Raw genomic sequence first — 21,457 nt, 5'->3', positions numbered from 1 at the left:
GACCCATTAACCAGCGGGCCTACGCGGCGAGTGGAGGGCACCGCTCGCAACACAGCAGTACGCAGCTGCTGCGTGATTGCACAGGCTTGTCGCCAAGGCCGAAGGGCTTGGCGTACGATGTCGCAACCGCCGTTGAACCCTTGGCCCACGATTTCCCGATCCAAGCTCGCCGCGTTTTGGCAGCCTTCACGCCAGCGCTGGACAAGAGATGCTCGATAGGGATCCAATTTGCTGGCTGCGGGTAGCCGTTGCGCCCGCACAGGGAAACCACCGGCATTGGTCCAATGCCGCACCGTACGCCGGTCCAATGCTGTAAGGTGCGCAATCGCCCGGATTGCCATCCCGCTTCGATAATGGTGCATGACCGATTCATAGCGTGCGAGCCGCGCTTTGCGCCGCTGCGCTTGTTGCTCCTTTGCGCGCGATGTTGTTGCCACGCCGGGCGCATTTGATTCGATCGCTGGCAATGCGACAGAAGCGTGCTCGTGATCGAGTGAGCGTGCAACTTCGCGGGTAGGCCGCTGGCAGCGGCCCAGCGCGCGTTCAATGGCATCGCCAAGATGCTTCAATAGATGCTATCGGTCGGCCACTTGTATGGCTTGCGGCGCGCTACGGGTGATGCCTTCGGCGTCAACACCAGCGCGATCGCGCGATACGATTCGGATTGCGCGGTTTCCTGTTAGCCAGTTCGCCACCGATGTCGCATCACGATCGGGCAACCGGTCTAATGGGCGCCGTTGCTCGAGATCGACCAGTAGGGTGCCATAGCGATGACCGCGCTTGAATGCCCAGTCATCGACGCCAACTAGGGTAAGGTTGGATGTCGTCGCGACGTGCTTTTGGCTGTTGCGTTTGAGCAAACGAAGTATCGTTTCGCCGCTGATCGAGATGCCCAGCCGCTGTGCTAGGCGTGCACCCGTGGCGCCACTAAGCGCCAAGCCCACATGCCACAGCGTCGTCTGCACCCGGGCTGTGCGGCGCTGCTGACGCGCAGTGAATGGCGCAAGGCGTTGGGCGAATGTTCGCCGGCGACACATTGTGTTATCGCAACGAAAGCGCCGCACCTGGATTTCCAGTGTGATGCGATGGTCGCTACACGGTAGATCCTCAACGCGTCGTCAGTACCCTCCGTGTATCCGGGAACTGGTCGCTCCACACGCCGTGCAGTGCGCAACGAGCCCTTGATGTTTCAGTGCAACGATGAGCTGATGGCCGATCATCTCCCCTCCGAGAATGCGCATGTCGGGAGGGGCAACAGGCGTTGAAGGAAAGAAAAATTCATGCTGATTATCCGAGTGATGCGGTACCGGCTTGCGTCATTGTCACCTGCAGGTTTACACAAAGTGGGGGGGAAAGCCATTTTTAACGTGCTGCTGGTACCACTGGCCGATGTCATCGACGATCTGGGGTTGCGGCACAGGTAGCACGCAAAGAAGCCCGATTGCGTGTGTGAGCGCACTTGCCCGGTCGGTCCGCTCACTGGCGGGTTGCTGTACGTTGACGTGTCGCGCCTGTGTCTCCAGCACATCGCGCCGTGCCGCATGATCGAGCGGGTGGCGAATGGGCGGCAGTGGGCGCCCATTGCCTTGCTTTTCGGTCGCCGGCCATCTGAGTTTTACATCCAGCTGGCTTCGACGAAGCTTTTCTTGGATAGATCATCATGAAGGCCGTCAATGTAGCAACTGCTTAAAATCCTATCGCTACCAACGCTCTGCTTGATGTTTATTAAAAAGAAACATTTGATCATCTTTGCGGTTATTGTTTTAAATTTGCCTTGGATTTTTTAGCTTATGAACTAATTGGTTTTTTTTTGATTTGATTTGGCGGTTTAGCAAAAGAGAATCTTCTTGGGTTGATCGAAATTTATGTATATAGTGATTTTACCTTCTTAGCAAACGGTGCCCATAATAGCATGGCTTTACCCCGTTCGCGGTGCAGGCAGCAGAAAATGACGTTTTTCGTGGGCAGTCGCGACTGCCGTTTCATGAAAGCGATATTTGGAGTGAGCACAATAACAAAGTACCCTAATTTGTAAAGGTGCACATGCCCGTAAGCATTGGTAAGTCACCCTCACTTCGGTGGCTTATTCGAAATAGTGCATTGTTCTATTGGTGGTGCGGTGCCTTATCGAGTTCAGATGACTTGATAAACAAGTAAGCGATTTTTGCGGTCCTCAGGCGGGATTGGTGGACAGAGAAAGGGTCATTATCAACAGACAGAACGACCATGCTTTTAAAGGTTTGCTGTCTTTTGATAATGCAAATTTAGGATGTAACAATGAATAAAAACGGTAGCCTCGTTTCAAGTAATTGTTTTTTAGTACGCAAGCCCGTGCCGCCTTGAAGTCATTTGAGTAGGGGTAGTGGCGACGATGTGATGATTGCCCAAGACAGACGCGTTTCCCTGGCTCGCGGTTTTGAAGCAGCGAGAAAGGTTCGCCACGCGCGGGCATAACGCAGGTTTCCCAACAGGCGCATGTATTGCTTCACGGTGCGGCGCGTTGCTTGCCTAGACAAACCAGTATGAATACATTTGACCGGCTTATTGGCAACGAGGGTGGCTATTCAGATCACCGTCAGGATCCCGACGGTGAGTGGGGCGTGATTCAGCGCGCCGCGCTCGCGTGGGGCTATGCCGGCCCAATGTGGAATGTACCGCCTTAGGCAGCAAACCAAATTGCCAAGGTACTTTACTAGGATCCGCTGCGCTGCGACAGTTCTATGACGCGTGTATCGCTATTCCAAATGTTAGCGTCGATGTTTGCGCATATGTGGAAGTTAACCTGGTTAGTTTGGTCAAGCCATTTTGAAAAATTTCGAGCAATGTTTCTTTATTTTCCTACGGCAAAAATACCATGAGCTACCTCAACCCATTGCGATTGCACTTTGCTGGCCAGTTTCAAGCCAACGTATCCACCGTCAACAATGATGCTGGACACTTCAATAATGCAACGTTTCTGCCGAGTTATCAAGAAATGCGGAGTCAAACAGCAGCCAATGGGTGGTGGAATCCGTCCGGCGATGCTGCGTGGCGGCTGCTCGGATGCAAGGTTACATCGGCCTGGTTGCCATCCGGATCCGTTGATTCCGACGACCCGGTCCGGAAATACCTGATTGCGGACTCAAACAGCAGAGTCAGCGCGAAACTGGTGGATTTGGACCCCTATCAGCAGTTGGTCTCTGAGATCTGGGGCTTGCAAGTGCGTATCACCGACGTGAACGGCAATACGCTAATGTGCGGGAATTTTTCTCCTGCACCGTTCCTCGATATCTGGGACAGAGCTACCAACGAATCGCAAGGCGACCAGATTGCCGGCGCCATGTACCAATCTGTGCTGACCAACCTGGAATGGGGCGACGTATCGGACTCGAACTTCCTGAAGGCTCTGAAGAATGCGAGTTCCACTCAACTGTCGATCAAATTTAACGTTGACGGCTTTAACATGGATTTTAAGTCAGCCGAATTCGCGTGCGGGCGTATCGTCGGCACAATTGGACCTTCGGAAAAGTCCGAACCGAGGAGCATAGTGATAGGTCGACAGTTCATGGCAGATGAGTCTTCGGAGAAAAGCCACTTTTTTAAACCTAAAGGCGACATCAATTTTTTTTCGGCTCAGATTGTTAAAAAGAGCAATGACGCCGGCGCTATCTTTCTCGATCTGGGCAACGCGCTGAGCACATCCAAACCGGGCGGTGGGATAAACGACCTGGGCGATTTGACGCTCAGTGTATTAAAACCAGATGGCAACCCAGAGGGGCTAGGTAGTGTCCTTTCAAAAAGTTCCAAGGGCTATACTGATGAAAACTGGTACCCCCTCACCGCCGGTGTGGTCGAGCTTCCCCTAACGCAAGCACAGATGTTAGCGGTGTCAGCGGCGCCGTTGACTCTGAGCAGCAAAGACAAAAAGTTTTCCATTAGCGAATGGAAGAGTGGGGTGTTTGTGCGTGCCGACCGCTTCGTCTATCGCATCAGTCCGGGCGCTCGGACGCAAATTCCCGTCTACGCTATTCAATGGGGGCGACCGCTTGCTGGCGTTAAGCTGAGCTTCGCGCCGGATTCGGGTGAACTGCAGCCAGACAACTCTATTGATCCATCGGACATACCGCCCGTTGCAACGCCGCTGACCGCGCTGCAGTTCGTCGATAGCGAAACGGGTGAGACAACACCGTTGTCAAAAGACTTCGTGGGGAACATCGTCACTAACAGCGAGGGAGTAGCGATGCTGACACTGGACGCGAGCGATCCCGGTATGCCGCGCTGTTTTAAATCGGGCTGTAGTATCGACGGCCAAGTGTATGGCATCCGGCCTGCATTTGCGGATACACAGTACAACGGCCCATCGAATCCATGGAACTTCATCAGCATTCTGCTATGGAACGACTTTAAGCCAGCTCAACCGGTGACCTGGGCCGATCTCCAACCCATTTTCCAACAGTACGCCAACTTGTACCCGATCATGAGCCGCTTTCTGAACATGGCTAACTATGATGAAATAGTCAAAAATGCTTCTTTGCTCAAACTGGTATTCGGTCTGGACCCAACTGATCCGAACTACATGCCGGTAACGCGGGATTTATCCCCAGCCAAACGCGCCGCAATTCTGACATGGCTGGGCAATCCTACGTTCGGGAGTGTCGCGCCCGCGCTCCCTTCTGCACAGGTGCTGAGCGCTGGCACGCAACCCGCCAATCTAATACAAACTGTTGCCAAAGGCGGCAAAGCCGCTGCTAGCGCCCGTCGTTTGTCCTTGCGCTGATCCGCCCAGTCCTACCACATTGAGAGGCTACGCAATGATTCTCCTTGAACAGCGCTCTATCCTGAAAGACCTGCAAACCGCTCAACCTGTGTCAGCGATATGCTCCGTCTTGCAGCGAGCAATTGAACTGGAACATGCGACAATTCCCCCTTACCTCTATGCGCTGTATTCGCTGGACGCATCAAAGAACAAGGAGATTGCTGATATTCTGCTGTCAGTGGTCATGGAAGAAATGTTACATATGACGCTGGCGTCGAATGTTCTCAACGCACTAGGTGGTAACCCAGATATCGGGCATCCCAATTTTATTCCCAAGTATCCCGGGCCATTACCGGGCGGCGTGCAAGGGGGGCTGGAAGTCCATCTTGCGCCGTTTTCACTGAAGCAACTCGACACTTTTTTAACTATTGAAGAACCGGAAACCCCCCTCGATTATCCAAGTTTAATGGCGCTTTTTGCTAAGCTTGGCAAGCCGGAGTTTTTCGCTGAACCCAGTCAACCAATAACGATTGGTCAATTCTATGAAATTATTAAAATTTTTATTGAGTTAATGGGTGATAGCGTGTTTGTTAAGCCGCCGCGTAATCAGGTTGGGCCGGACCTAATGAAAGGGTCGATTGTCGTCACGAATGTCAAGACGGCGAAGCTGGCGATTGAAACCATTATTCAGCAGGGCGAGGGTACTCGTAATTCACCTGACGAGCCCGGGGAAAATGGTTACGCGCATTATTACCGATTTATGCAAATCAAGAAGGGCAGGCAACTACTAAAAAATTCGTCTCCTCCCCCCTCTTATTCCTACTCGGGTAATCTAATACAGTTCGATCCTCAGGGTGTCTATAATGTTCCGACTGACCCGAAAGCTGCTAATTATCCACCGGGTTCAGCGCAGCAACTGGCTTGTAATAACTTCAATTATGCTTATACCAATCTATTAACGGCCCTGAACAAACTGGTTAACGGCCATGCCACACCCGAGCAGTTCAATATTGCGATCGGTTTAATGATGTCGCTGAAAGGCCAAGCTAAAAACATGATGGCCGGTATTCCCAACCCTGAAGTGGTGACCGGCCCGAGCTTCGAATATCAGTTGGTGGATCCCGGCGATGGGATCTAACCGATCACCTCGAAGTCAAGTGAGCGGGTGTGGTGGCAAGACGGTGTAATCATCATTGCTCAAAACGCCTGCCCTTTCTGTCCATTGCTTAATGGTAGGCAAGTGGGAATAATTCGTGTGGATGGAGGTGTGACCAAATTTTTTGTAAGGGGGGTGCACCGCTTCACGGTAAGGCGCGTTTCTTTTCCAGGTTACCAGTATGAGAACTTTCAAAGACATGTTTGAACAACTTATTGGCAATGAGGATGGTTATTTGGAATGACGACAGTCAGCCAGAGCAGGTAGTTCAGAAAGTAGTCGATATTGCTCGAACCGTCATGGGGGTGCTCACATGCTTGGCATTGAGCTGAAAAACTAAATGGCTTGAAACGGTAGTCAAGATTTCAAATTTATAGTGGCAAACGTAATTTGTCACTGCGGTCCGCTGAGTTGAGAAAAAACTGCTTTGGATTTTAGCGTTTTGTCCCTTGCCAAAGAGGAATCGCCATGCAATGTCTGTCGGAATCCATGAAAGAAGACGGACCGATTGACGAGAATTCGTCTGTCCATGCCGTCGATACCGATAGCGTGATGCAACGTTTCAATGTACCGTTTGAATATCCCGTGTATTTCACCCGCGGTGTATTTAGTGACCCACACAATCTGACGTTGCAACGAGCAATCTGCCGGCTGGAACCGCACCGGCGCCACCGCTTCGTTGCCGTGGTCGATGCCGGCCTGGCTAATGCCAATCCCGCTATCGTCCAGGCTTTACAAGCATATGCGTTACGTCATGCAGACACGCTTAAATTGGTTGACGCGCCGCGTGTGTTGGCTGGCGGGGAGCAACTCAAGCACGAGCCAGACGCGGTGCGCGCGTTACAACAATGGTTGCACGATCAGCACATCGACCGTCATGCCTGTGTTGTAACGGTCGGTGGCGGCGCGGTGCTGGACGCGGTCGGATACGCGGCGGCCACGACGCATCGCGGCGTGCGGCTGATCCGGTTGCCCACGACAGTTTTAGCTCAGAATGACGCGGGCATCGGCGTTAAAACGGCTATTAACGCTTTTGGAGTAAAAAACTTCTTGGGCACCTTCACCCCACCGTTTGCGGTAATCAATGACTTTGACTTTATCGCGACGCTGCCTGCACGGCATTGCATCGCGGGCATGGCCGAAGCGGTTAAAGTCGCTGCAATCCGTGATCGGACCTTCTTCGATTGGCTGACGGCCCATGCCAGTGCGCTTGCGAATTTTGAGCCGAACGCGATGCAATGGATGATTCGCCGTTGCGCCGAGCTACACTTGCAGCATATCAGTCAAGGCGGTGACCCATTCGAATCGGGCAGTGCACGCCCGCTTGATTTTGGGCACTGGGCAGCGCACAAATTGGAGACCCTAAGCGCCCATACGCTCATGCACGGTGAAGCCGTCGCGATTGGCCTCGCACTAGATACCCGTTATGCAGTGGCCATAGGTTTGTTGGAAAAGCCTGTATTGGCTGCAATGTACACGTTGCTGAGCCATCTGGGGTTCCGTTTGTGGCACGACGCGCTCGATGCACGCGATCAATCTGGACGGCGACAGGTGCTGGAAGGGCTCACTGAGTTCCGTGAACATTTGGGCGGCGAGTTGACCGTCACATTAATTAAACAAATCGGGCAAAGCGTGGAAGTCCACACCATTGACGAGTGCGAAGCCAATGCAGCCATCGACTGGTTACAAGAGCAAGATAGACATCGTTTGCACATTGAGAGAAAGGAGGTTTATCATGAGATGGTATAAGCTTAAAACTCATAGCGCAAAACTACACGAGCTATGGTCTCAATCGGCTTTGGTGTTGCTGCTAACTTTAGCATGCATGGCCTCAGCGTTAGGTACAGGCAAACCTTATAATCAGGTCTTCCTCAATACGACGGGTGACGTTTGCGAGAGTCGGAAAGATAAAGAAATCTGCGAACGGCATATTTATCCCACAAACGGAGTACATAACGAAAAAGGTTGCAACACGCCCGGTTCAGAATGTGATTACAGTCATCAAACTGGGCGGCCTCAACCAGAGCCGGAATTCCCTGAGTATTGGACTAGCGATTGGACCATGTATCGGGTGTTCAAAAACTATGACACATTTTCACCGCCATACGACGATCCTCCAAGAAATCTAAAGCCCATCGAAGACTATGAAATTTCAAGCGGCTGGACAGTCTACGATTCGACTTACATACCGACAGACAAGGATGGGCAAGGCGCGATGATGGAGCATTATGACAAGCGATGCTTGCCAATTTTTCCGCATGATAATAAATACACCTGTTCTTTTGTATCACTAGGTAATAAAGCCTATTTTCTTACTTACGTTGAGGACCGACCTCAGGGCATGCCGGAAATTTGTCAGTTTTCGCTAGACAATCATCCGCCGAGGCGCGATTTTATTAAGCATTTGCTTTACGATTCCAAGCAAAGTCAGCATCTTGAAGGCAAGATTCAAGCTTACTCAATAATCGTGCCTGGCGATATTTTGTTTGGCTATGCTTTCTGGAGAGACAAATTCGTTACGGATTATAAAAAATATAAAGTGCCGCAATCTTTCTTTTTCTCGGGAGACCGGAGTGTCCCATACCCTAACGCCCCCATTGTCAGTCAAAACTTCAAAAATTTCAAAGTTGAAAAACCAGGAGAAGAAGTTTGGCAAAAAGTCAAAGCGAAGCTAAGAGATAATCCTCATCCGCCATGGTGCTGTCTTTTTGCAACCGACTGTACGGACGGCAAGAAAAGCGAACCGCAAATGCCGGCTAAGTCAGCGAAGACACGTTGAAAGACTGAGCCAACCCACCCTGGCGCGGTTTCGTTAATCTCGAGACCGCGCAACCGGATGACCCTATGGATCGGACCGATATCGGAAAACCTCATGCGTTGTGTTTGGATGCCATGCCACCCTCCCAACGGGCCCATTTGACTTATTGCACCAATGTTCATCCTGCACAAAGCTGGTCTGAAGTGCGTGCCACATTGGGCCACTATCTGCCCCAGATCAAGGCGCGCGTCTCGCCCCACGCACCGTTTGGTGTTGGATTGTGGCTGTCCGAGCTGGCGGCTCGCGAACTGGACGACTCTATCGCGCTTGCACAATTTAAAGCTTTCTTGCAAACGCATGATTTATATGTGTTCACGCTCAACGGATTTCCCTTTGGTCATTTTCACCAGCAATCTGTTAAAGATGCGGTCTATCTGCCGGATTGGCGCGATCCGCGGCGGCTTGAATACAGCAATCGACTGGCTCGCCTGCTGGCTCAACTCTTACCCGACGATCAAGATATCGAAGGCAGTATCAGCACCATTGCCGGGGGATTCAAACCGCATCTTGCTGACGATCCTCAGTGCCGGCCCGTGATGGCTAAGCAACTGCTTGAGCATGCAGTGATGCTGCATCGGCTACATCAGGAAACAGGGCGATGTATCACGCTGGCGCTAGAGCCAGAGCCGTGTTGCCTGTTGGAAACCACAACCGAAACCATTACGTTTTTTGAGGAATATCTGCTCAACGCCACCGCGACTGAGCACATTGCAGCCGCATGCGCACTAGACGACGCTGCGGCGCTCGCGTTGATCCGACGTCATTTAGGCGTGTGCATTGACACGTGCCACGCCGCTGTCGAGTTCGAAGATCCGAACGATATGATAAGCCGCTTTAGGCACGCGGGGATCCGCATCGCCAAGTTACAACTCAGTGCCGGGCTGCGCGTTCCTCGCCCGTGTGCATCGCATGCACGCGCGCTGCAGCCATTCGCCGAACAGGTGTATTTACATCAAGTGATTGAGCGCCGTACAGCTGAAACCAACACCGAGCTACAGCGCATGATTGATCTGCCTGATGCACTTAGTGCCCTCAATACTGTTCCATCGGTTTATGAGAACACCGATATCGAATGCGAATGGCGCATTCATTTTCATGTGCCTGTATGGGCCAACACCGTGGGACCATTTGAGAGCACGCAAACGTTCTTAAAGACCATGTTGGCAATGCAACGTGATACGCCGATTTCGACTCATCTGGAAGTGGAAACTTATACGTGGCATGCGTTACCGGCTGTCTATCAGCCGCATCATACCGAACGTACTCAGTCGAATGGCAGCCTTGTCGAAGCGATCTCGCATGAGTTGCAATGGGTCCAGGAGCAGCTGAAATGATCAACTGGCATGTCGCTTTACGTCTGGGGCGCGTTTCCAACCTGCCCACTGTATGGAGCAATGTCATTGCTGGTGCGGTACTTACTGGCCAGTCCATCCACCCTCTCACTTTGCTATGCTTGTTATTAGCGATGTCGCTGATCTACACCGCTGGTATGTTTCTCAATGACGTATGCGATCGAGCGATCGACGTGATTGAGCGGCCAGAACGACCGATTCCTGCGGGTCAAATCAGTGTTTCGACGGTATCGGTCAGTGGCTTGGCGATGCTCGGTGCGGGCGTACTATTGCTCGCCTCACAAGGAAGTGGTACTTTTGCCAGCGGTGTTATTTTAGCGCATTTGGTTATACTTTATAACTTGTATCATAAAGATAACCCATTGGGTCCGTTGATCATGGGCCTGTGCCGAATGCTGGTTTATATTATCAGTGCATTAGCTTTCACAAACGGCACCTTGTCCCAACCCGCATCGCAAGGCTCGGTTATTTTATTCGCTTACACAGTGGGCCTAACCTACGCTGCTAAGCAGCAGTTCACCGGCCCAATGATTCGTTTTGTGCCCGTGCTTGGACTCGCGGCGCCGCTGGTGTATGCGCTAATGAGTTTGCCGATCCATCGATGGGCATGGGGCTATCTAGGGGCGTTTGCGTGTTGGACAATATGGCTTCTTCAGCGTGCGGCCTTTCGCGCTAAGACGTGCGATTTGCGCAGCGCCACAGGCGAACTGATCGCTGGCATGGCATTGATTGACGCATTACTGATTTCGATTCACGGCGCGCCAAGCTGGACAGTGGCAAGCGTGGTCGCTTTTTTTCTAACAATTTTATGGCAGCGGCGTATTGCAGGAAACTAAATTCCAGTCAACCTATGCTCAGTTAGCCTTATCGCCAACCTAATATTAAATTTGGTTATGACAATCGCGAATACGCTTTATGCGGGTTTACTCCAAGCCGCCGAAGCCTGCTCTGCAGAGGATAAGGCAGATCGGGCAAAAAATTGGCTGGCTCGCTACCAACAGATCATCACAAGGCCTGCCTCATGCAGTGATGATCTCGAGCACAGTATCGAGCATCATTTCGCAATAGCACAGCGCCGACTTGCGGGTCTGCCGTCGTTGCCCACTAAGACGCTTGATACATTGCGCGGAGCCGGCGTCATTGCGCCGCAGCAATGGAGTATAGGTGATTTTGGTAGAGCGCTGATCCTCTTACATACCTTGTCGTTGCGGCCCAGTGCTGAATATCCCAGCGTTGTCACGCGTCTCTATCGACGTGGCGATAGTACTGAGCAGCAGGCAATATTGCGCAGTTTGATCTTATTGCCCGAACCGCAGCGATGGGTATCGATTGCCGCGGAGGGTTGCCGTAGCAATGTGGCGATTGTCTTTGAAGCGATCGCTTGCGACAATGCGTATCCCGAACGTTTCCTCTGCGAGTTGAATTTTAATCAACTTGTCTTGAAGGCTCTCTTTACCGGCACGTCAATCCGCCGCATTGCTGGGCTCAATAAACGACTCACTCCCACACTAAAACGCATGGTTGCCGATTACGCCAGTGAACGGCGCGCAGCAAAACGTCAGATATCTGATGACCTTAACTTCCTTCTGCGAGGTATTGAACATGAAAATGTTTGACCCCCATATCCATATGACCTCACGCACCACCGATGATTACCAGGCGATGAGCAACGCGGGCATTACGATCGTGGTAGAGCCGGCCTTCTGGATGGGGCAGCCGCGCACGCATGTCGGTACGTTCGAAGACTATTTCTTATCTTTATTGGGCTGGGAGCGTTTTCGGGCCGGCCAGTTTGGCATCCGCCACTTTTGCACGCTGGGCTTGAACCCTAAAGAAACCAATAATTCGGATATTGCTGATGGCGTCATCGCGTTGCTTGAGCGCTATCTTGATAAAGATGGCGTGGTGGCAGTGGGCGAAGTCGGATTCGACGATGAAACACCGGCCGAAGCCCATTATTTTGCGCGTCAAATTGAACTGGCAATCGAACATGACCTACCTGTGCTGGTGCATACGCCTCATCGAAATAAAAAAGCTGGCACCATTCGCACTCTCGCGCTCATTCGCGAAAGCGGCATTGACCAAGAACGGGTATTGATTGACCACAATACGGAAGAGACACTCCCGCTGGTGCTCGACTCAGGTTGCTGGGCCGGACATTCGATTTACCCGCACACCAAGATGGATGAAGCGCGTATGGTCGCGCTGGTTAAGCAGTATGGCAGTGAGCGCATCATCATGAATAGCGCAGCGGACTGGGGCGTCAGCGATCCGTTGAAAGTGCCTAAAACTGTATCGGCCATGCGTGATGCGGGCATCGCCGAGCATGAAATCGAAACGATCGTTTGGCACAATCCGCTTGCTTTTTTCGCCCAAAGCGCACGGCTTGATATCGCCGAGGCTGAAACGCCGCTGCTGATCGATCAGCGCCATAACTGGGAGGGCAATTCAGTGCTACGCGGACAAACCCCGCAGGTAACCACCACTGAGTAACCGATGCCAAGAATCGGCGTAGTCGGGCGATCTCGTGATCGCCGTTTGTGAGCCGCCCAACCATGAATAAGCTACCTTAAGCAAGGTGCTGCTATGCAACGCGTGATCGTCCTGAATGTGGTGGGGCTAAGCGGCCAGCTACTGAAGCATGCGCCTCACTTATCCGCTTTGGCCAAGCGCGGCGCAATGTGCCCTTTAATCACTGTGACACCAGCTTTGACCTGCCCGGCCCAAGCCACACTACTGACCGGACGTTTGCCGCAACATCATGGTTGTGTCGCTAATGGTTGGTATTCACGGGAATTAGCTGAACCACTGTTTTGGAAGCAAAACAATGGACTCATCGAAGGAGACAAGATTTGGCACGAAGCCAAAGCGCGCAATCCAGACTTCAGTTGTGCGCAGCTATTTTGGTGGTTCAATATGTATGCGGATGTGGATTGGAGCGTCACGCCGCGGCCGATTTATAAGGCGGATGGTCGCAAGATCCCCGACTTCTATACGCAACCGGCCGCATTGCATTCGGAATTGCTATGGCAATTGGGCGAATTTCCCCTCTTTCAGTTTTGGGGGCCGGCGGCTGGCTTTGCGTCAAGCCGGTGGATCACGGACTGCGCGCTGCACTTGTGTGACACCCGGCAGCCCACATTGACGCTGGTGTACCTTCCACATTTGGACTACTGTTTGCAAAAGCTTGGGCCAAGTCATCCGGCTATTGCTCAAGAAGTCGCTGCGGTGGATGCGCTATGCGGTGAGCTCATCGAGCACGCGGACAGCTACGGCATGCACGTCATCGCTTTGTCGGAATACGGAATCACGCCGGTATCGGGCGATATTCCAATTAATCGCGCGTTGCGTCAAGCCGGCTGGCTCGCGGTACGTGATGAACAGGGGGAAGAGAAGCTCGATTGTGGGGCATCCAAGGCGTTTGCGCTGGCTGATCATCAAGTCGCCCATGTCTATATCCGGCATAACGCGCTAATCGATGAAGTCAAGGCGCTGTTGCAGCGCTTAAACGGCGTCGACACCGTATTGGACAGGGCAGGCCAGCATAGCATAGGACTGGATCATCCACGTGCTGGTGAACTGGTGGCCATCAGCCAGGCTGATCGTTGGTTCAGCTACTATTATTGGCTCGATGACGCACGTGCGCCTGATTTCGCACGCACAGTGGACATTCATCGCAAACCGGGCTATGACCCAGTAGAGTTATTCATCGACCCCGAGCGGGTCTTTCCCCGCCTACAAATTGGTTGGAAACTTTTTAAACGGCAACTGGGCATGCGTAGCCTGCTTGATGTAATTCCATTGAACCCGCTACTGGTAAAAGGCTCCCACGGACGCCCAACCGACGATATTAAACAAGGCCCAGTCTTGATCAGTTCACATGCCGATAAGCTACCCGCCGCGCCAGTGAAGGCTGAATCAGTACGCGGTATTATTTTGAATCATATCTTCGACAAATAAGCAAGTACATCAATTCCGGCACGGAAACAATTTGCGATGGAAAATGCACGGCGACAATCAGTTTGGCCACACGTGTTGAGTCCGGCCATTTGTTACCTTACCAGTGGCGGGGCTAATGGCCTACGAGTGCCGGAAAAGTTCGGGCAGTGCGTGAGTTGTGACTCGCACATCGACGGCCTGGGACACTATCGCTCATGATCGAAGCTTTGCTCGTTTCCGTTAGCAGCGTTGCACTTGCCGAAATCGGTGATAAAACGCAACTACTGTCTTTCGCGCTCGCCGCACGCTATCGCCAACCTTGGCCAATTGTGTTTGGCATGCTGGCTGCCACTCTGGTGAACCATACTGGAGCGAGCGCGCTCGGCCAATGGCTGTTGTCAGTGCTCACTCCGTCGGCAATGCGCTGGGCACTCGCGCTGTCATTCATCGCGATGGGCGTATGGGTACTGGTTCCTGGCAAGCTGCTCATGGAAGCGGTGCAGCCTGCGCGTACAAAGCTTGGGATCTTCGGCACTACATTGCTGACGTTTTTTTTCGCAGAAATGGGCGATAAGACCCAAATCGCAACCGTGGCGTTGGCCGCCCGGTTCCACGATCTGCCCAGTGTCATTATCGGCACCACGCTAGGCATGATGTTCGCGAACATGCCGGTCGTTTTTTTCGGTAACCTTTTTGCACATCGGCTGCCGATGACCGCTGTGCGTACGACTGCCGCAGTCATGTTCATCGTGTTGGGGGGACTTGCGGCCTGGGGCGTCGACACCCGTGGTGGATGACGCGGACCGGTTCGCGGCACATGCGGTGCCCGGTATATGCTGTTGGCAGCAGCCGGGCGCGCGCTCAATGGCGTTTCTAAGATTCTTCAGCAGATGCCGCCTGTCAGCCACTTGTATTGCTTGCGGCGCGCCACGCGTAATGCTTTCGGCGTAGACGCCAGCGCGATCGTGTGGCACCAACTGGCTGCGTTCGGCCCGTGCGGCGTTGATGGCGTGCGACACAAGACAAAAGGCTTTCGGCAAATGCTCGTCGACGGCACTGGAAGCGGGCAAGACGCGTTGAAGGAAAAATCCACGCCAGTAGTCCAAGCAATGCGAGATCGGCTTGACCGTCGTCGTCCCTCTCGGGTTCACACAAAGTGTGGAAGAATCAAAATCCAACCGCGGTTGATACCAGCCGAGCGTGGCCGTTGACGAGCAAGCGATGCAAGAGTAATGACGAGGCGGCGTTGTGCATAATGTTCTAGACTTGTTCTGAGCAGCGCTCAATACGCGCCATATCGGCATGAAAAGAGCGTCAAACCCAATGCCCATCTCGCAGCGCAGCACGCAGTGCCCGTCGCACTGCCCGCGCCAGCCGAAGAGCGGTACGGCGAGACAAACCCTGCGCGATAGCATAATCGAGCCCATCAGCCTCGACCACAATGCCCCATTTGGCTAGACGCCTGCGATCAGGACGCCGCCATGGCAAGGCCTGTGGCTCATCGAAGGCTGCGCGTAGCGACAGCAGGACAACGCGGCGTCCGCGCGGCGGGACCAGGCAAACGCGCCTTATCCGATGCATGGCGATCAGAGCGGGGCCCGATTTTGACCCGAACCAAATCATGCCTGCCGCACTGATGCTGAACTGGCTTGTGGTCAGGGTCGGCTCAAACCGACGCAGCCACCGCCAGGCGATCCACGCCTCGCCGAGCAAGACCACGATACCGACATCAAGACGCACGACGAACGCGGTGACGGTCAGACTAGTGACGGCCAGCCATATTCCTATGCTTTCTCGTTTAGAAACTACGGCCGGCGGCACGACGAAGCGTACATGCGCCGGATCCATGGCAATGACGTAAAATCCTTGATCCACCACGGCATCTGTTGGCCTGCACCGCTGGAGCGACGCAGGCCCTGCATATCCTCCTTGTTTTGGGCAGAACATACCCCTCGCGCCGATAGGCACGATGCGAGGGGAAGCGGAAAAGGCGCTTAAGCCATTAAATTAATAGTCCTAACGGTTACGCGAAGCGCCCGCTTAGTTTGGAGCAACAGTGGGGATTTCACTATCTTACGGTGGCTGCGCGGCTCGGTGCGCTATGGCTAAATAGCTCGACACCCGTTTAAAGGCGACAAGTGACGCACAAAACGCGCAAAGACGAGGGAAAAGAAGCAGCAGCGTTCGACGAACACGCAGACGGCGATATTCGGACAGACAAACGCCAAGAGGGGAAATATCCATGCCTGGCTCCTAGAGTACGGTTCATACCCGCGCCTCTTGTCACGGAGGGTGGCGGACCGAACGAGGGTGACAAACCGGACTCTAGGAACCGGCCCAGCCGAAGCTGGCCCCGCCCGGCCCGCCATAGACGTGCCAGACGTTGCGCATAAAAAAGCCGCGAATCGTGAGAGGGCGCGGCTTATATGCGCCTAGAGTTACCGGATTGTCACACCCGGCCGCTGCTGTTTACAGCGGCAATTCCAGTATAGGGCAGTTCATCAGAAAACGGCAACTGGAAATTCCCATTCCATTGTTAGTTGCCAACTGCTGGAGTCATTGGTCGATGGCATGGCATGGCATGGCTTCGGTGGCTGGAAGCTATGCATACTTCAGCATATGGCGAGGACGGCATATGGCGAGGAGGGCGTGCGCTTCTCCACGCGGCGGAAGGCGGTGACGCAGCGCTGGTCGCCGTCCATTGGTGTCGGCGCCGACTTTGCGATGCCCGTCGCCACCGACTGGGCAGCGCACGCCGCAGATCGTCAACTGTCAACCGTCGATCGCCTCGTGTACCGCGGCGGTACCGCGCCGCCAATAGCTGGCCGCGCGGATCCGAGACTTAGGTACGCCGCGCTCCTCCACCAAGTACTGGCGCACTGCGCGCGCTATGCCGGCCTCGGCCGCCACCCAAACGTAGCCATCGCCGCCCGGCAAATCCGTATCCTGCACCGCGCGTAACAACGCGCCGCCGCCGGGCCCCGCGCAGTCGCGATAGCGCCACACCGCATGCAGTTGTGCGCGGGTATTGAGGTCGATGCGCGACGCTACGTCTGCCACCTCAATCACGGTTACCACCCGAGTATCGGCGGGTAACTCTTCAAGCCGCCGCGCAATGGCGGGCAGTGCGGTATCGTCGCCGATCAACCAATGCCAGTCGAAGCCGGTCGGGATGATGAATGAGCCTCGCGGTCCGCCGACGCCGAGCCATTGTCCCGGTTGCGCCTGCCTTGCCCATGCGGACGCAGGGCCGGCATCGTGCAGTGTGAATTCCAGATCCAATTCGCCCGCTTGCCGATCGTAGCGCCGCGGCGTGTAGTCGCGTGCCGGGGGGCGTGGATGATGCTCCAGGAATACGACACCATCCGGTCCCACAGTCGGCAGCAGGGGTTTGTCCATGCCGGGTAATGGAAAAAACACCTTGACGTGGTCGTCGAATGAGGCGGAGACGAAATCATGTAGATCGTCGCCGGCCAGCGTCACACGCACCAGCGTCGGCGTGATCTGCCGCACGCGCTGCACGCGCAACAGACGAAACTTCAACGGATGGCGAACGCGCGTCACGGTGCACTCCGGGCCGTCCTGCACCGTTATGTTGTCCTGATCGAATGTCATTGGCTTGCCTCCGGCTTGTGCTCAATTTCGGCGACCGCACGCCTCAGGATGGCTGCAATGCGTCGCTGCTCGTCCGGCGGCAGGTTATCGCGACGGTACAGCGCTTGCTTCAGTGCGAGCCGGGCCTCGTTGAATTCCGGCAGCCACGCTGGGCCCCCCGACATGTCGTCACCTTCGCCGCCGGCGAAGAAGCGGCGGATCATCTCCATCTTGCGGCCGATGTGCTGCAGCTTGGCGAGCAGCAGGTCTGCGCGTTCTCGGTTGGCCTCGAGATAGTCGCGCCCGGGATCCGCTATTACGTACCGCTTGCGGTTGCCTTCCAGGTGGACTGTGACGTAGCCCAGCTCCTCGAGGTAGGTCAGAGCCGGATATACCATGCCCGGGCTCGGGCTGTAGTAGCCGCTGGAGCGAGCATCCAATGCCTTGATCAACTCATAACCATGGCTGGGCTGTTGTGCGATTAGCGCGAGCAGCAGCAATTGCAGGTCATCAGACGAGAATTTGCGGCCGCGCGACATGCTTTCGTCGTCGCCGAAACCGAAGCCGCCGCCCCCCCAGAACGGGCTACCACCGCCGTGCCGCCGGTGGCCGTGCCGGCTCATCGCGTGGCGCAGCGCGGCAAACGGCATGCAATCGTGCCACGAGCGAGCACTGCGTGACCAATCGCGGAAAAAAGAACGATGACGCATAGGTTGCTCCAAGGGAGTCGTAAGACACATCTAAAGATATGTATCTTTAGATGTATTGTCAAGGTCGTGGGTGTAAAAGACTGAGCAGTCCAATGGCCGCAATCGCTGGAGCGTGGTGCTGTCCGCCGCTAGTTCCGATGCGTAGGAGCCGTGCCGATGAGGGTATCGCGGCGATTGGCTCGATCCGGTACCGGGCTGCCACGCAGCGGCATGTGGTTTGCTCTGAACAGGGACGCGCGCTGTTGTGGCGCGCCTGTTGAAGGAGACCCACGATGAAACATCGCGATGCCGCCGATCGTGCTGACCCCGCAATGCGCAAACCTGCGGAAGGTGAAGGCGAGGTGACCGTCGATAAGGATGGCAAAGTGCACCAAAAAGGCCATGGCAACATGGACGAAACGATGATCCCGCAAAAGCCGGAACCGGACCGGGGCCCGTACCAGCCGCCGCCGGGGCATCTTGATAATCCAAAGGACGTTGAGCCGCGCAGCGGTGGTGATTTGTCGGCGTGAAACCTTCGCAGTACACCGGTCTTTATCTTGGGGTCACCGCGGCCCTATTCACGAATAACGGGGGTGATCAATGAAGAAACCTACAATCTGCGCGTGCCGTCGGGCGTTCACGTCGTCAGCGCTCAAGGTCGCGTTGGCCTCCGCGGCGGGCTTGTCAGCGTCGTCTGCGCGTGCCGACGAGAACCACGGCACGCCCGTGCCTGGGGCGAAGCTGTCACCGCGAAGCCGCGTGCTCGACACGGGTGCGCGACTGTTGCAGAAAAAGCGGCCTGTTGACGCGATGAGCGCATTCCTGAACGGTTTCCATTTCTATGCCGATGACATGGGCCGGCAGGTCGAGGCCTTTCATTACTGCACGCACCTGACAGAAGACTTCCATCAATGCGTGATCTACGATTCGGATGCACCGGATGCAAAGCTGATTGGCATCGAATATATCGTCAGCGAGCGTGTATTCCGCACGCTGCCCGACGAGGAGCGACGGCTATGGCATAGTCACCGCTACGAAGTGCGTTCTGGAGAACTGCTGGCGCCGGGCATTCCGGAGAAAGCCGAGCACGCGCTGATGGGGCAACTTGTCAACACGTACGGCAAGACTTGGCATACGTGGCAGATCGATCGCGATCACGCGTTGCCGCTTGGCATTCCGCAACTGATGATGAGTTTTACGGATGACGGGCAACTTGACCGTGCGCGCGTGCAGGCGCGTGACGCACGGTTCGGCGTGTCTACCGACGCGCTGCGTCGGCGCCGTGCCGATCTGGCGCAGCCGCAGCCGGTGGTCGGCGCGGACGCATGGCAGGACGGCAGTACGCTGCAGCTTGCGACGGCTGAGGTAAAGGTCAAAGTGCCGCGTTGACCAACGTACATGTCAAAATGCCCGCATTGTGGCAATGATACGTATAGCCAGCGCACGCACGAGCCCGGCAACAAGCGATCGAGCTGACGGCGGTGACCGACGGATCGGACGGCGCTGTCTGTTGCATGCATGCCGTGCGCTCTTTGCCCTCATGCTGCTGGCAGTAGGATAAGAACGGGACAGCGCGTGTCATTTGTTCAAGACCTATAAAGGATAGACTGATGACAGAGCAATCTTGTGCAGCACCCGCAGCACCCAAGGGCGTGCCGCTTCCCCGCAATCCGCATCTTCGGGAAATGGCCAACTGCATTCGATTCCTGTCGATGGACGCTGTACAGAAGGCAAAAAGCAGCCATCCAGGTGCGCCGATGGGCATGGCCGACATTGCCACTGTCCTGTTCAAGGACTTCATGCGATTCGATGCTGCTGTACAGCCTCTTATATTTGACTGGCTATTGCGACATGCCGATCGAGGAGCTGAAATGCTTTCGCCAACTCGGCAGCAAGACGCCGGGTCATCCTGAATATCGGCATGCCGAGGGTATCGAACTGACGACGGGACCACTGGGAGAGGGGATTGCCGAATCGGTGGGCATGGCGTTGGGCGAGCGTGTGATTGTTCCCATGGCAGGCAGGCTTGTTCCATGCGCAATTTGCCACGAAGTAGAGGCTCGGGCAAGTGGAGAGGGAGGCATTTTCTCAAGTACGGGAGGTTTTGCTTTGCATCGTGCAAGCGCGCGGATCGGCCACGCCTTTCCGGGAAAGCAGTTCCTCGCACAGGAAACACTTGGCTTTAACGATGCTAAAATAGCAGAAGAAAAAATAAATGATATAGTTGCCGCACTTAAACTAAGAGTCGCTAACGCAACCTGGACGTCAGGCCGTAAGGCGCGTATTCTAAGGTCATGGCAAGACGCAAAATCAGCAATGAATTGTGGGCGGTGCTGGAGCCGTTGATTCCAGCATTCACGCCCTCACCGAAAGGCGGGCGTCGGCGCACTGTTGACGACCGGGCGGCATTGAACGGTATTCTGTATGTCCTGCATACAGGCGTTCCATGGGAAGACTTGCCGCAGGAGCTCGGCTTTGGCAGCGGCATGACATGCTGGCGCCGATTGCGCGACTGGCAGGCCGCAGGCGTGTGGAGCAGGCTGCATCTGGCGATGCTTTGCCGGTTGCGTGAACATGACCAGATTGATTGGGAGCGAGCGAGCCTGGATGCGGCCAGCGTTGCCAGCCCCCGGGGGGCCAGGAAACCGGCCCCAACCCGACGAACCGGGGCAAACTCGGGAGCAAACGGCATCTGGTCGTAGATGCCCGGGGCGTTCCCTTGGCGATCACAGTCACGGGTGCCAACCGACATGATTCGATGGTGTTCGAGCGCACCCTCGATACCCTCCCAGCCGTGCCGGGCTTGAGCGGTTCGCCGCGCAAACGTCCGAGCAAACTGCATGCGGACAAGGGCTACGACTTTGCCCGCTGCCGACGCTATCTGAAGCAACGCGCAATCACTGCACGCATCGCCCGTCGAGGCGTAGAAAAGCGCGAGCGGCTCGGACGGCATCGCTGGGTAGTTGAGCGCACGCACGCCTGGTTTGCCGGTTTTGGTAAGCTGCGCATCCGCTTTGAGCGGCGTCTGGACATTCATATCGCCTTGCTCCGCTTGGCCGCTGCCGTTATCTGTTCACGTTTCGTGGACGACTTGTGTTAGCGACTCTAAAGAATGATAAAATCCCAGCTGCATTTAATAAACCCATTTCAGTTAAAGGAGCTAAGCCGGGC

The 21,457-nt window shown here is 54.9% G+C and carries 19 protein-coding genes and 2 pseudogenes; 17 read left to right on the top strand and 4 right to left on the bottom strand.

Features of this window, described 5'->3' with window-relative positions; genetic code table 11:
- Nucleotides 1–575: 575 nt before the first annotated feature.
- On the bottom strand, nt 576–965 hold the full coding sequence (locus B0B13_RS03975; protein ID WP_170872356.1) for a transposase: 390 nt from the start codon (nt 963–965) through the stop codon (nt 576–578).
- Nucleotides 966–1,280: 315 nt separating this feature from the next.
- Between B0B13_RS03975 and B0B13_RS18255 the strand changes: the two genes are divergently transcribed.
- From B0B13_RS18255 to B0B13_RS03930, 12 genes are all read left to right on the top strand, one after another.
- Nucleotides 1,281–1,424 (top strand): hypothetical protein, encoded by a 144-nt coding sequence (locus tag B0B13_RS18255; RefSeq protein WP_170872355.1) that lies wholly within the window; start codon nt 1,281–1,283, stop codon nt 1,422–1,424.
- 1,098 nt (nt 1,425–2,522) lie between these two features.
- On the top strand, nt 2,523–2,663 hold the full coding sequence (locus B0B13_RS18250) for a glycosyl hydrolase 108 family protein (RefSeq protein ID WP_170872354.1): 141 nt from the start codon (nt 2,523–2,525) through the stop codon (nt 2,661–2,663).
- A 191-nt stretch (nt 2,664–2,854) separates the two neighbouring features.
- Nucleotides 2,855–4,756, top strand: a complete 1,902-nt coding sequence (locus tag B0B13_RS03970; RefSeq protein WP_076794410.1) for a hypothetical protein — start codon at nt 2,855–2,857, stop codon at nt 4,754–4,756.
- 34 nt (nt 4,757–4,790) lie between these two features.
- On the top strand, nt 4,791–5,873 hold the full coding sequence (locus B0B13_RS03965) for a ferritin-like domain-containing protein (protein WP_076794409.1): 1,083 nt from the start codon (nt 4,791–4,793) through the stop codon (nt 5,871–5,873).
- Nucleotides 5,874–6,359: 486 nt separating this feature from the next.
- A complete protein-coding gene (locus B0B13_RS03960) occupies nt 6,360–7,640 on the top strand; it encodes a 3-dehydroquinate synthase (RefSeq protein ID WP_237574084.1) in 1,281 nt (426 codons plus the stop codon).
- On the top strand, nt 7,627–8,670 hold the full coding sequence (locus tag B0B13_RS17710) for a hypothetical protein (RefSeq protein WP_139337300.1): 1,044 nt from the start codon (nt 7,627–7,629) through the stop codon (nt 8,668–8,670). Before B0B13_RS03960 ends, B0B13_RS17710 begins: the two co-directional genes overlap by 14 nt.
- 65 nt (nt 8,671–8,735) lie before the next feature.
- Complete coding sequence (gene eboE, locus B0B13_RS03955) at nt 8,736–10,043, top strand: metabolite traffic protein EboE (RefSeq protein WP_235090751.1); 1,308 nt, start codon at nt 8,736–8,738, stop codon at nt 10,041–10,043.
- A complete protein-coding gene (locus B0B13_RS03950) occupies nt 10,040–10,897 on the top strand; it encodes a UbiA family prenyltransferase (protein ID WP_170872353.1) in 858 nt (285 codons plus the stop codon). Before eboE ends, B0B13_RS03950 begins: the two co-directional genes overlap by 4 nt.
- A gap of 57 nt (nt 10,898–10,954) precedes the next feature.
- Nucleotides 10,955–11,677, top strand: coding sequence for an EboA domain-containing protein (locus tag B0B13_RS03945; RefSeq protein WP_076794407.1), 723 nt, complete (start codon nt 10,955–10,957; stop codon nt 11,675–11,677).
- On the top strand, nt 11,664–12,554 hold the full coding sequence (locus B0B13_RS03940; RefSeq protein ID WP_076794406.1) for a TatD family hydrolase: 891 nt from the start codon (nt 11,664–11,666) through the stop codon (nt 12,552–12,554). Before B0B13_RS03945 ends, B0B13_RS03940 begins: the two co-directional genes overlap by 14 nt.
- Nucleotides 12,555–12,647: 93 nt before the next feature.
- Complete coding sequence (locus tag B0B13_RS03935; protein ID WP_076794405.1) at nt 12,648–14,021, top strand: alkaline phosphatase family protein; 1,374 nt, start codon at nt 12,648–12,650, stop codon at nt 14,019–14,021.
- A gap of 194 nt (nt 14,022–14,215) precedes the next feature.
- Nucleotides 14,216–14,797: a TMEM165/GDT1 family protein gene (locus tag B0B13_RS03930; protein ID WP_076794404.1), complete on the top strand. Its 582-nt coding sequence runs from the start codon at nt 14,216–14,218 to the stop codon at nt 14,795–14,797.
- A 517-nt stretch (nt 14,798–15,314) separates the two neighbouring features.
- On the opposite strand, the gene B0B13_RS03920 is transcribed toward B0B13_RS03930, so the two are convergent.
- A complete protein-coding gene (locus B0B13_RS03920) occupies nt 15,315–15,848 on the bottom strand; it encodes a hypothetical protein (protein WP_237574085.1) in 534 nt (177 codons plus the stop codon).
- Between the two features lie 723 nt (nt 15,849–16,571).
- Between B0B13_RS03920 and B0B13_RS19060 the strand changes: the two are divergent.
- Nucleotides 16,572–16,736: pseudogene (locus B0B13_RS19060) on the top strand (methylmalonate-semialdehyde dehydrogenase); the annotation flags it as partial.
- A gap of 36 nt (nt 16,737–16,772) precedes the next feature.
- Here B0B13_RS19060 and B0B13_RS03915 read toward each other — a convergent pair.
- Together B0B13_RS03915 and B0B13_RS03910 are read right to left on the bottom strand one after the other, a co-directional pair.
- Nucleotides 16,773–17,615 carry a siderophore-interacting protein gene (locus B0B13_RS03915; RefSeq protein ID WP_076794401.1) on the bottom strand — a complete coding sequence of 281 codons (843 nt, stop codon included), beginning with the start codon at nt 17,613–17,615 and terminating at the stop codon, nt 16,773–16,775.
- Nucleotides 17,612–18,304 carry a PadR family transcriptional regulator gene (locus tag B0B13_RS03910; protein WP_076794400.1) on the bottom strand — a complete coding sequence of 231 codons (693 nt, stop codon included), beginning with the start codon at nt 18,302–18,304 and terminating at the stop codon, nt 17,612–17,614. The genes B0B13_RS03915 and B0B13_RS03910 overlap by 4 nt, the downstream gene beginning before the upstream one ends.
- Before the next feature lie 272 nt (nt 18,305–18,576).
- Between B0B13_RS03910 and B0B13_RS03905 the strand changes: the two genes are divergently transcribed.
- The 4 genes and pseudogenes from B0B13_RS03905 to B0B13_RS03880 all read left to right on the top strand — a co-directional run bounded on the left by B0B13_RS03905 (nt 18,577) and on the right by B0B13_RS03880 (nt 21,386).
- Nucleotides 18,577–18,816: a hypothetical protein gene (locus B0B13_RS03905; protein WP_076788289.1), complete on the top strand. Its 240-nt coding sequence runs from the start codon at nt 18,577–18,579 to the stop codon at nt 18,814–18,816.
- Between the two features lie 70 nt (nt 18,817–18,886).
- A complete protein-coding gene (locus B0B13_RS03900; protein WP_083703609.1) occupies nt 18,887–19,675 on the top strand; it encodes an OBAP family protein in 789 nt (262 codons plus the stop codon).
- Between the two features lie 296 nt (nt 19,676–19,971).
- Nucleotides 19,972–20,293, top strand: a pseudogene (locus tag B0B13_RS03890) (thiamine pyrophosphate-binding protein); the annotation flags it as partial.
- Nucleotides 20,294–20,580: 287 nt separating this feature from the next.
- Nucleotides 20,581–21,386, top strand: a protein-coding gene (locus B0B13_RS03880) for an IS5 family transposase (protein WP_139337242.1) whose coding sequence is annotated in 2 segments (ribosomal slippage) — nt 20,581–20,911 and nt 20,911–21,386 — 807 coding nt in all. Because the reading frame shifts where the segments join, the coding sequence is not laid out codon by codon here.
- The last annotated feature ends 71 nt before the right edge of the window (nt 21,387–21,457 follow it).

The sequence above is a fragment of the Burkholderia sp. b14 genome (assembly GCF_900156195.1).
Lineage (GTDB): Bacteria > Pseudomonadota > Gammaproteobacteria > Burkholderiales > Burkholderiaceae > Mycetohabitans.
This window is presented reverse-complemented; position numbering and strand designations above follow the sequence as displayed.

Coding starts and splice junctions, on each gene's coding strand:
- B0B13_RS03905 (WP_076788289.1), top strand. CDS start 18,577: ATGAAACATCGCGATGCCGCCGATCGTGCTGACCCCGCAATGCGCAAA.
- B0B13_RS17710 (WP_139337300.1), top strand. CDS start 7,627: ATGAGATGGTATAAGCTTAAAACTCATAGCGCAAAACTACACGAGCTA.
- B0B13_RS03920 (WP_237574085.1), bottom strand. CDS start 15,848: ATGGATCCGGCGCATGTACGCTTCGTCGTGCCGCCGGCCGTAGTTTCT.
- B0B13_RS03915 (WP_076794401.1), bottom strand. CDS start 17,615: ATGACATTCGATCAGGACAACATAACGGTGCAGGACGGCCCGGAGTGC.
- eboE (WP_235090751.1), top strand. CDS start 8,736: ATGGATCGGACCGATATCGGAAAACCTCATGCGTTGTGTTTGGATGCC.
- B0B13_RS03910 (WP_076794400.1), bottom strand. CDS start 18,304: ATGCGTCATCGTTCTTTTTTCCGCGATTGGTCACGCAGTGCTCGCTCG.
- B0B13_RS03945 (WP_076794407.1), top strand. CDS start 10,955: ATGACAATCGCGAATACGCTTTATGCGGGTTTACTCCAAGCCGCCGAA.
- B0B13_RS03930 (WP_076794404.1), top strand. CDS start 14,216: ATGATCGAAGCTTTGCTCGTTTCCGTTAGCAGCGTTGCACTTGCCGAA.
- B0B13_RS03965 (WP_076794409.1), top strand. CDS start 4,791: ATGATTCTCCTTGAACAGCGCTCTATCCTGAAAGACCTGCAAACCGCT.
- B0B13_RS03935 (WP_076794405.1), top strand. CDS start 12,648: ATGCAACGCGTGATCGTCCTGAATGTGGTGGGGCTAAGCGGCCAGCTA.
- B0B13_RS03940 (WP_076794406.1), top strand. CDS start 11,664: ATGAAAATGTTTGACCCCCATATCCATATGACCTCACGCACCACCGAT.
- B0B13_RS03960 (WP_237574084.1), top strand. CDS start 6,360: ATGCAATGTCTGTCGGAATCCATGAAAGAAGACGGACCGATTGACGAG.
- B0B13_RS18255 (WP_170872355.1), top strand. CDS start 1,281: ATGCTGATTATCCGAGTGATGCGGTACCGGCTTGCGTCATTGTCACCT.
- B0B13_RS18250 (WP_170872354.1), top strand. CDS start 2,523: ATGAATACATTTGACCGGCTTATTGGCAACGAGGGTGGCTATTCAGAT.
- B0B13_RS03950 (WP_170872353.1), top strand. CDS start 10,040: ATGATCAACTGGCATGTCGCTTTACGTCTGGGGCGCGTTTCCAACCTG.
- B0B13_RS03900 (WP_083703609.1), top strand. CDS start 18,887: ATGAAGAAACCTACAATCTGCGCGTGCCGTCGGGCGTTCACGTCGTCA.
- B0B13_RS03970 (WP_076794410.1), top strand. CDS start 2,855: ATGAGCTACCTCAACCCATTGCGATTGCACTTTGCTGGCCAGTTTCAA.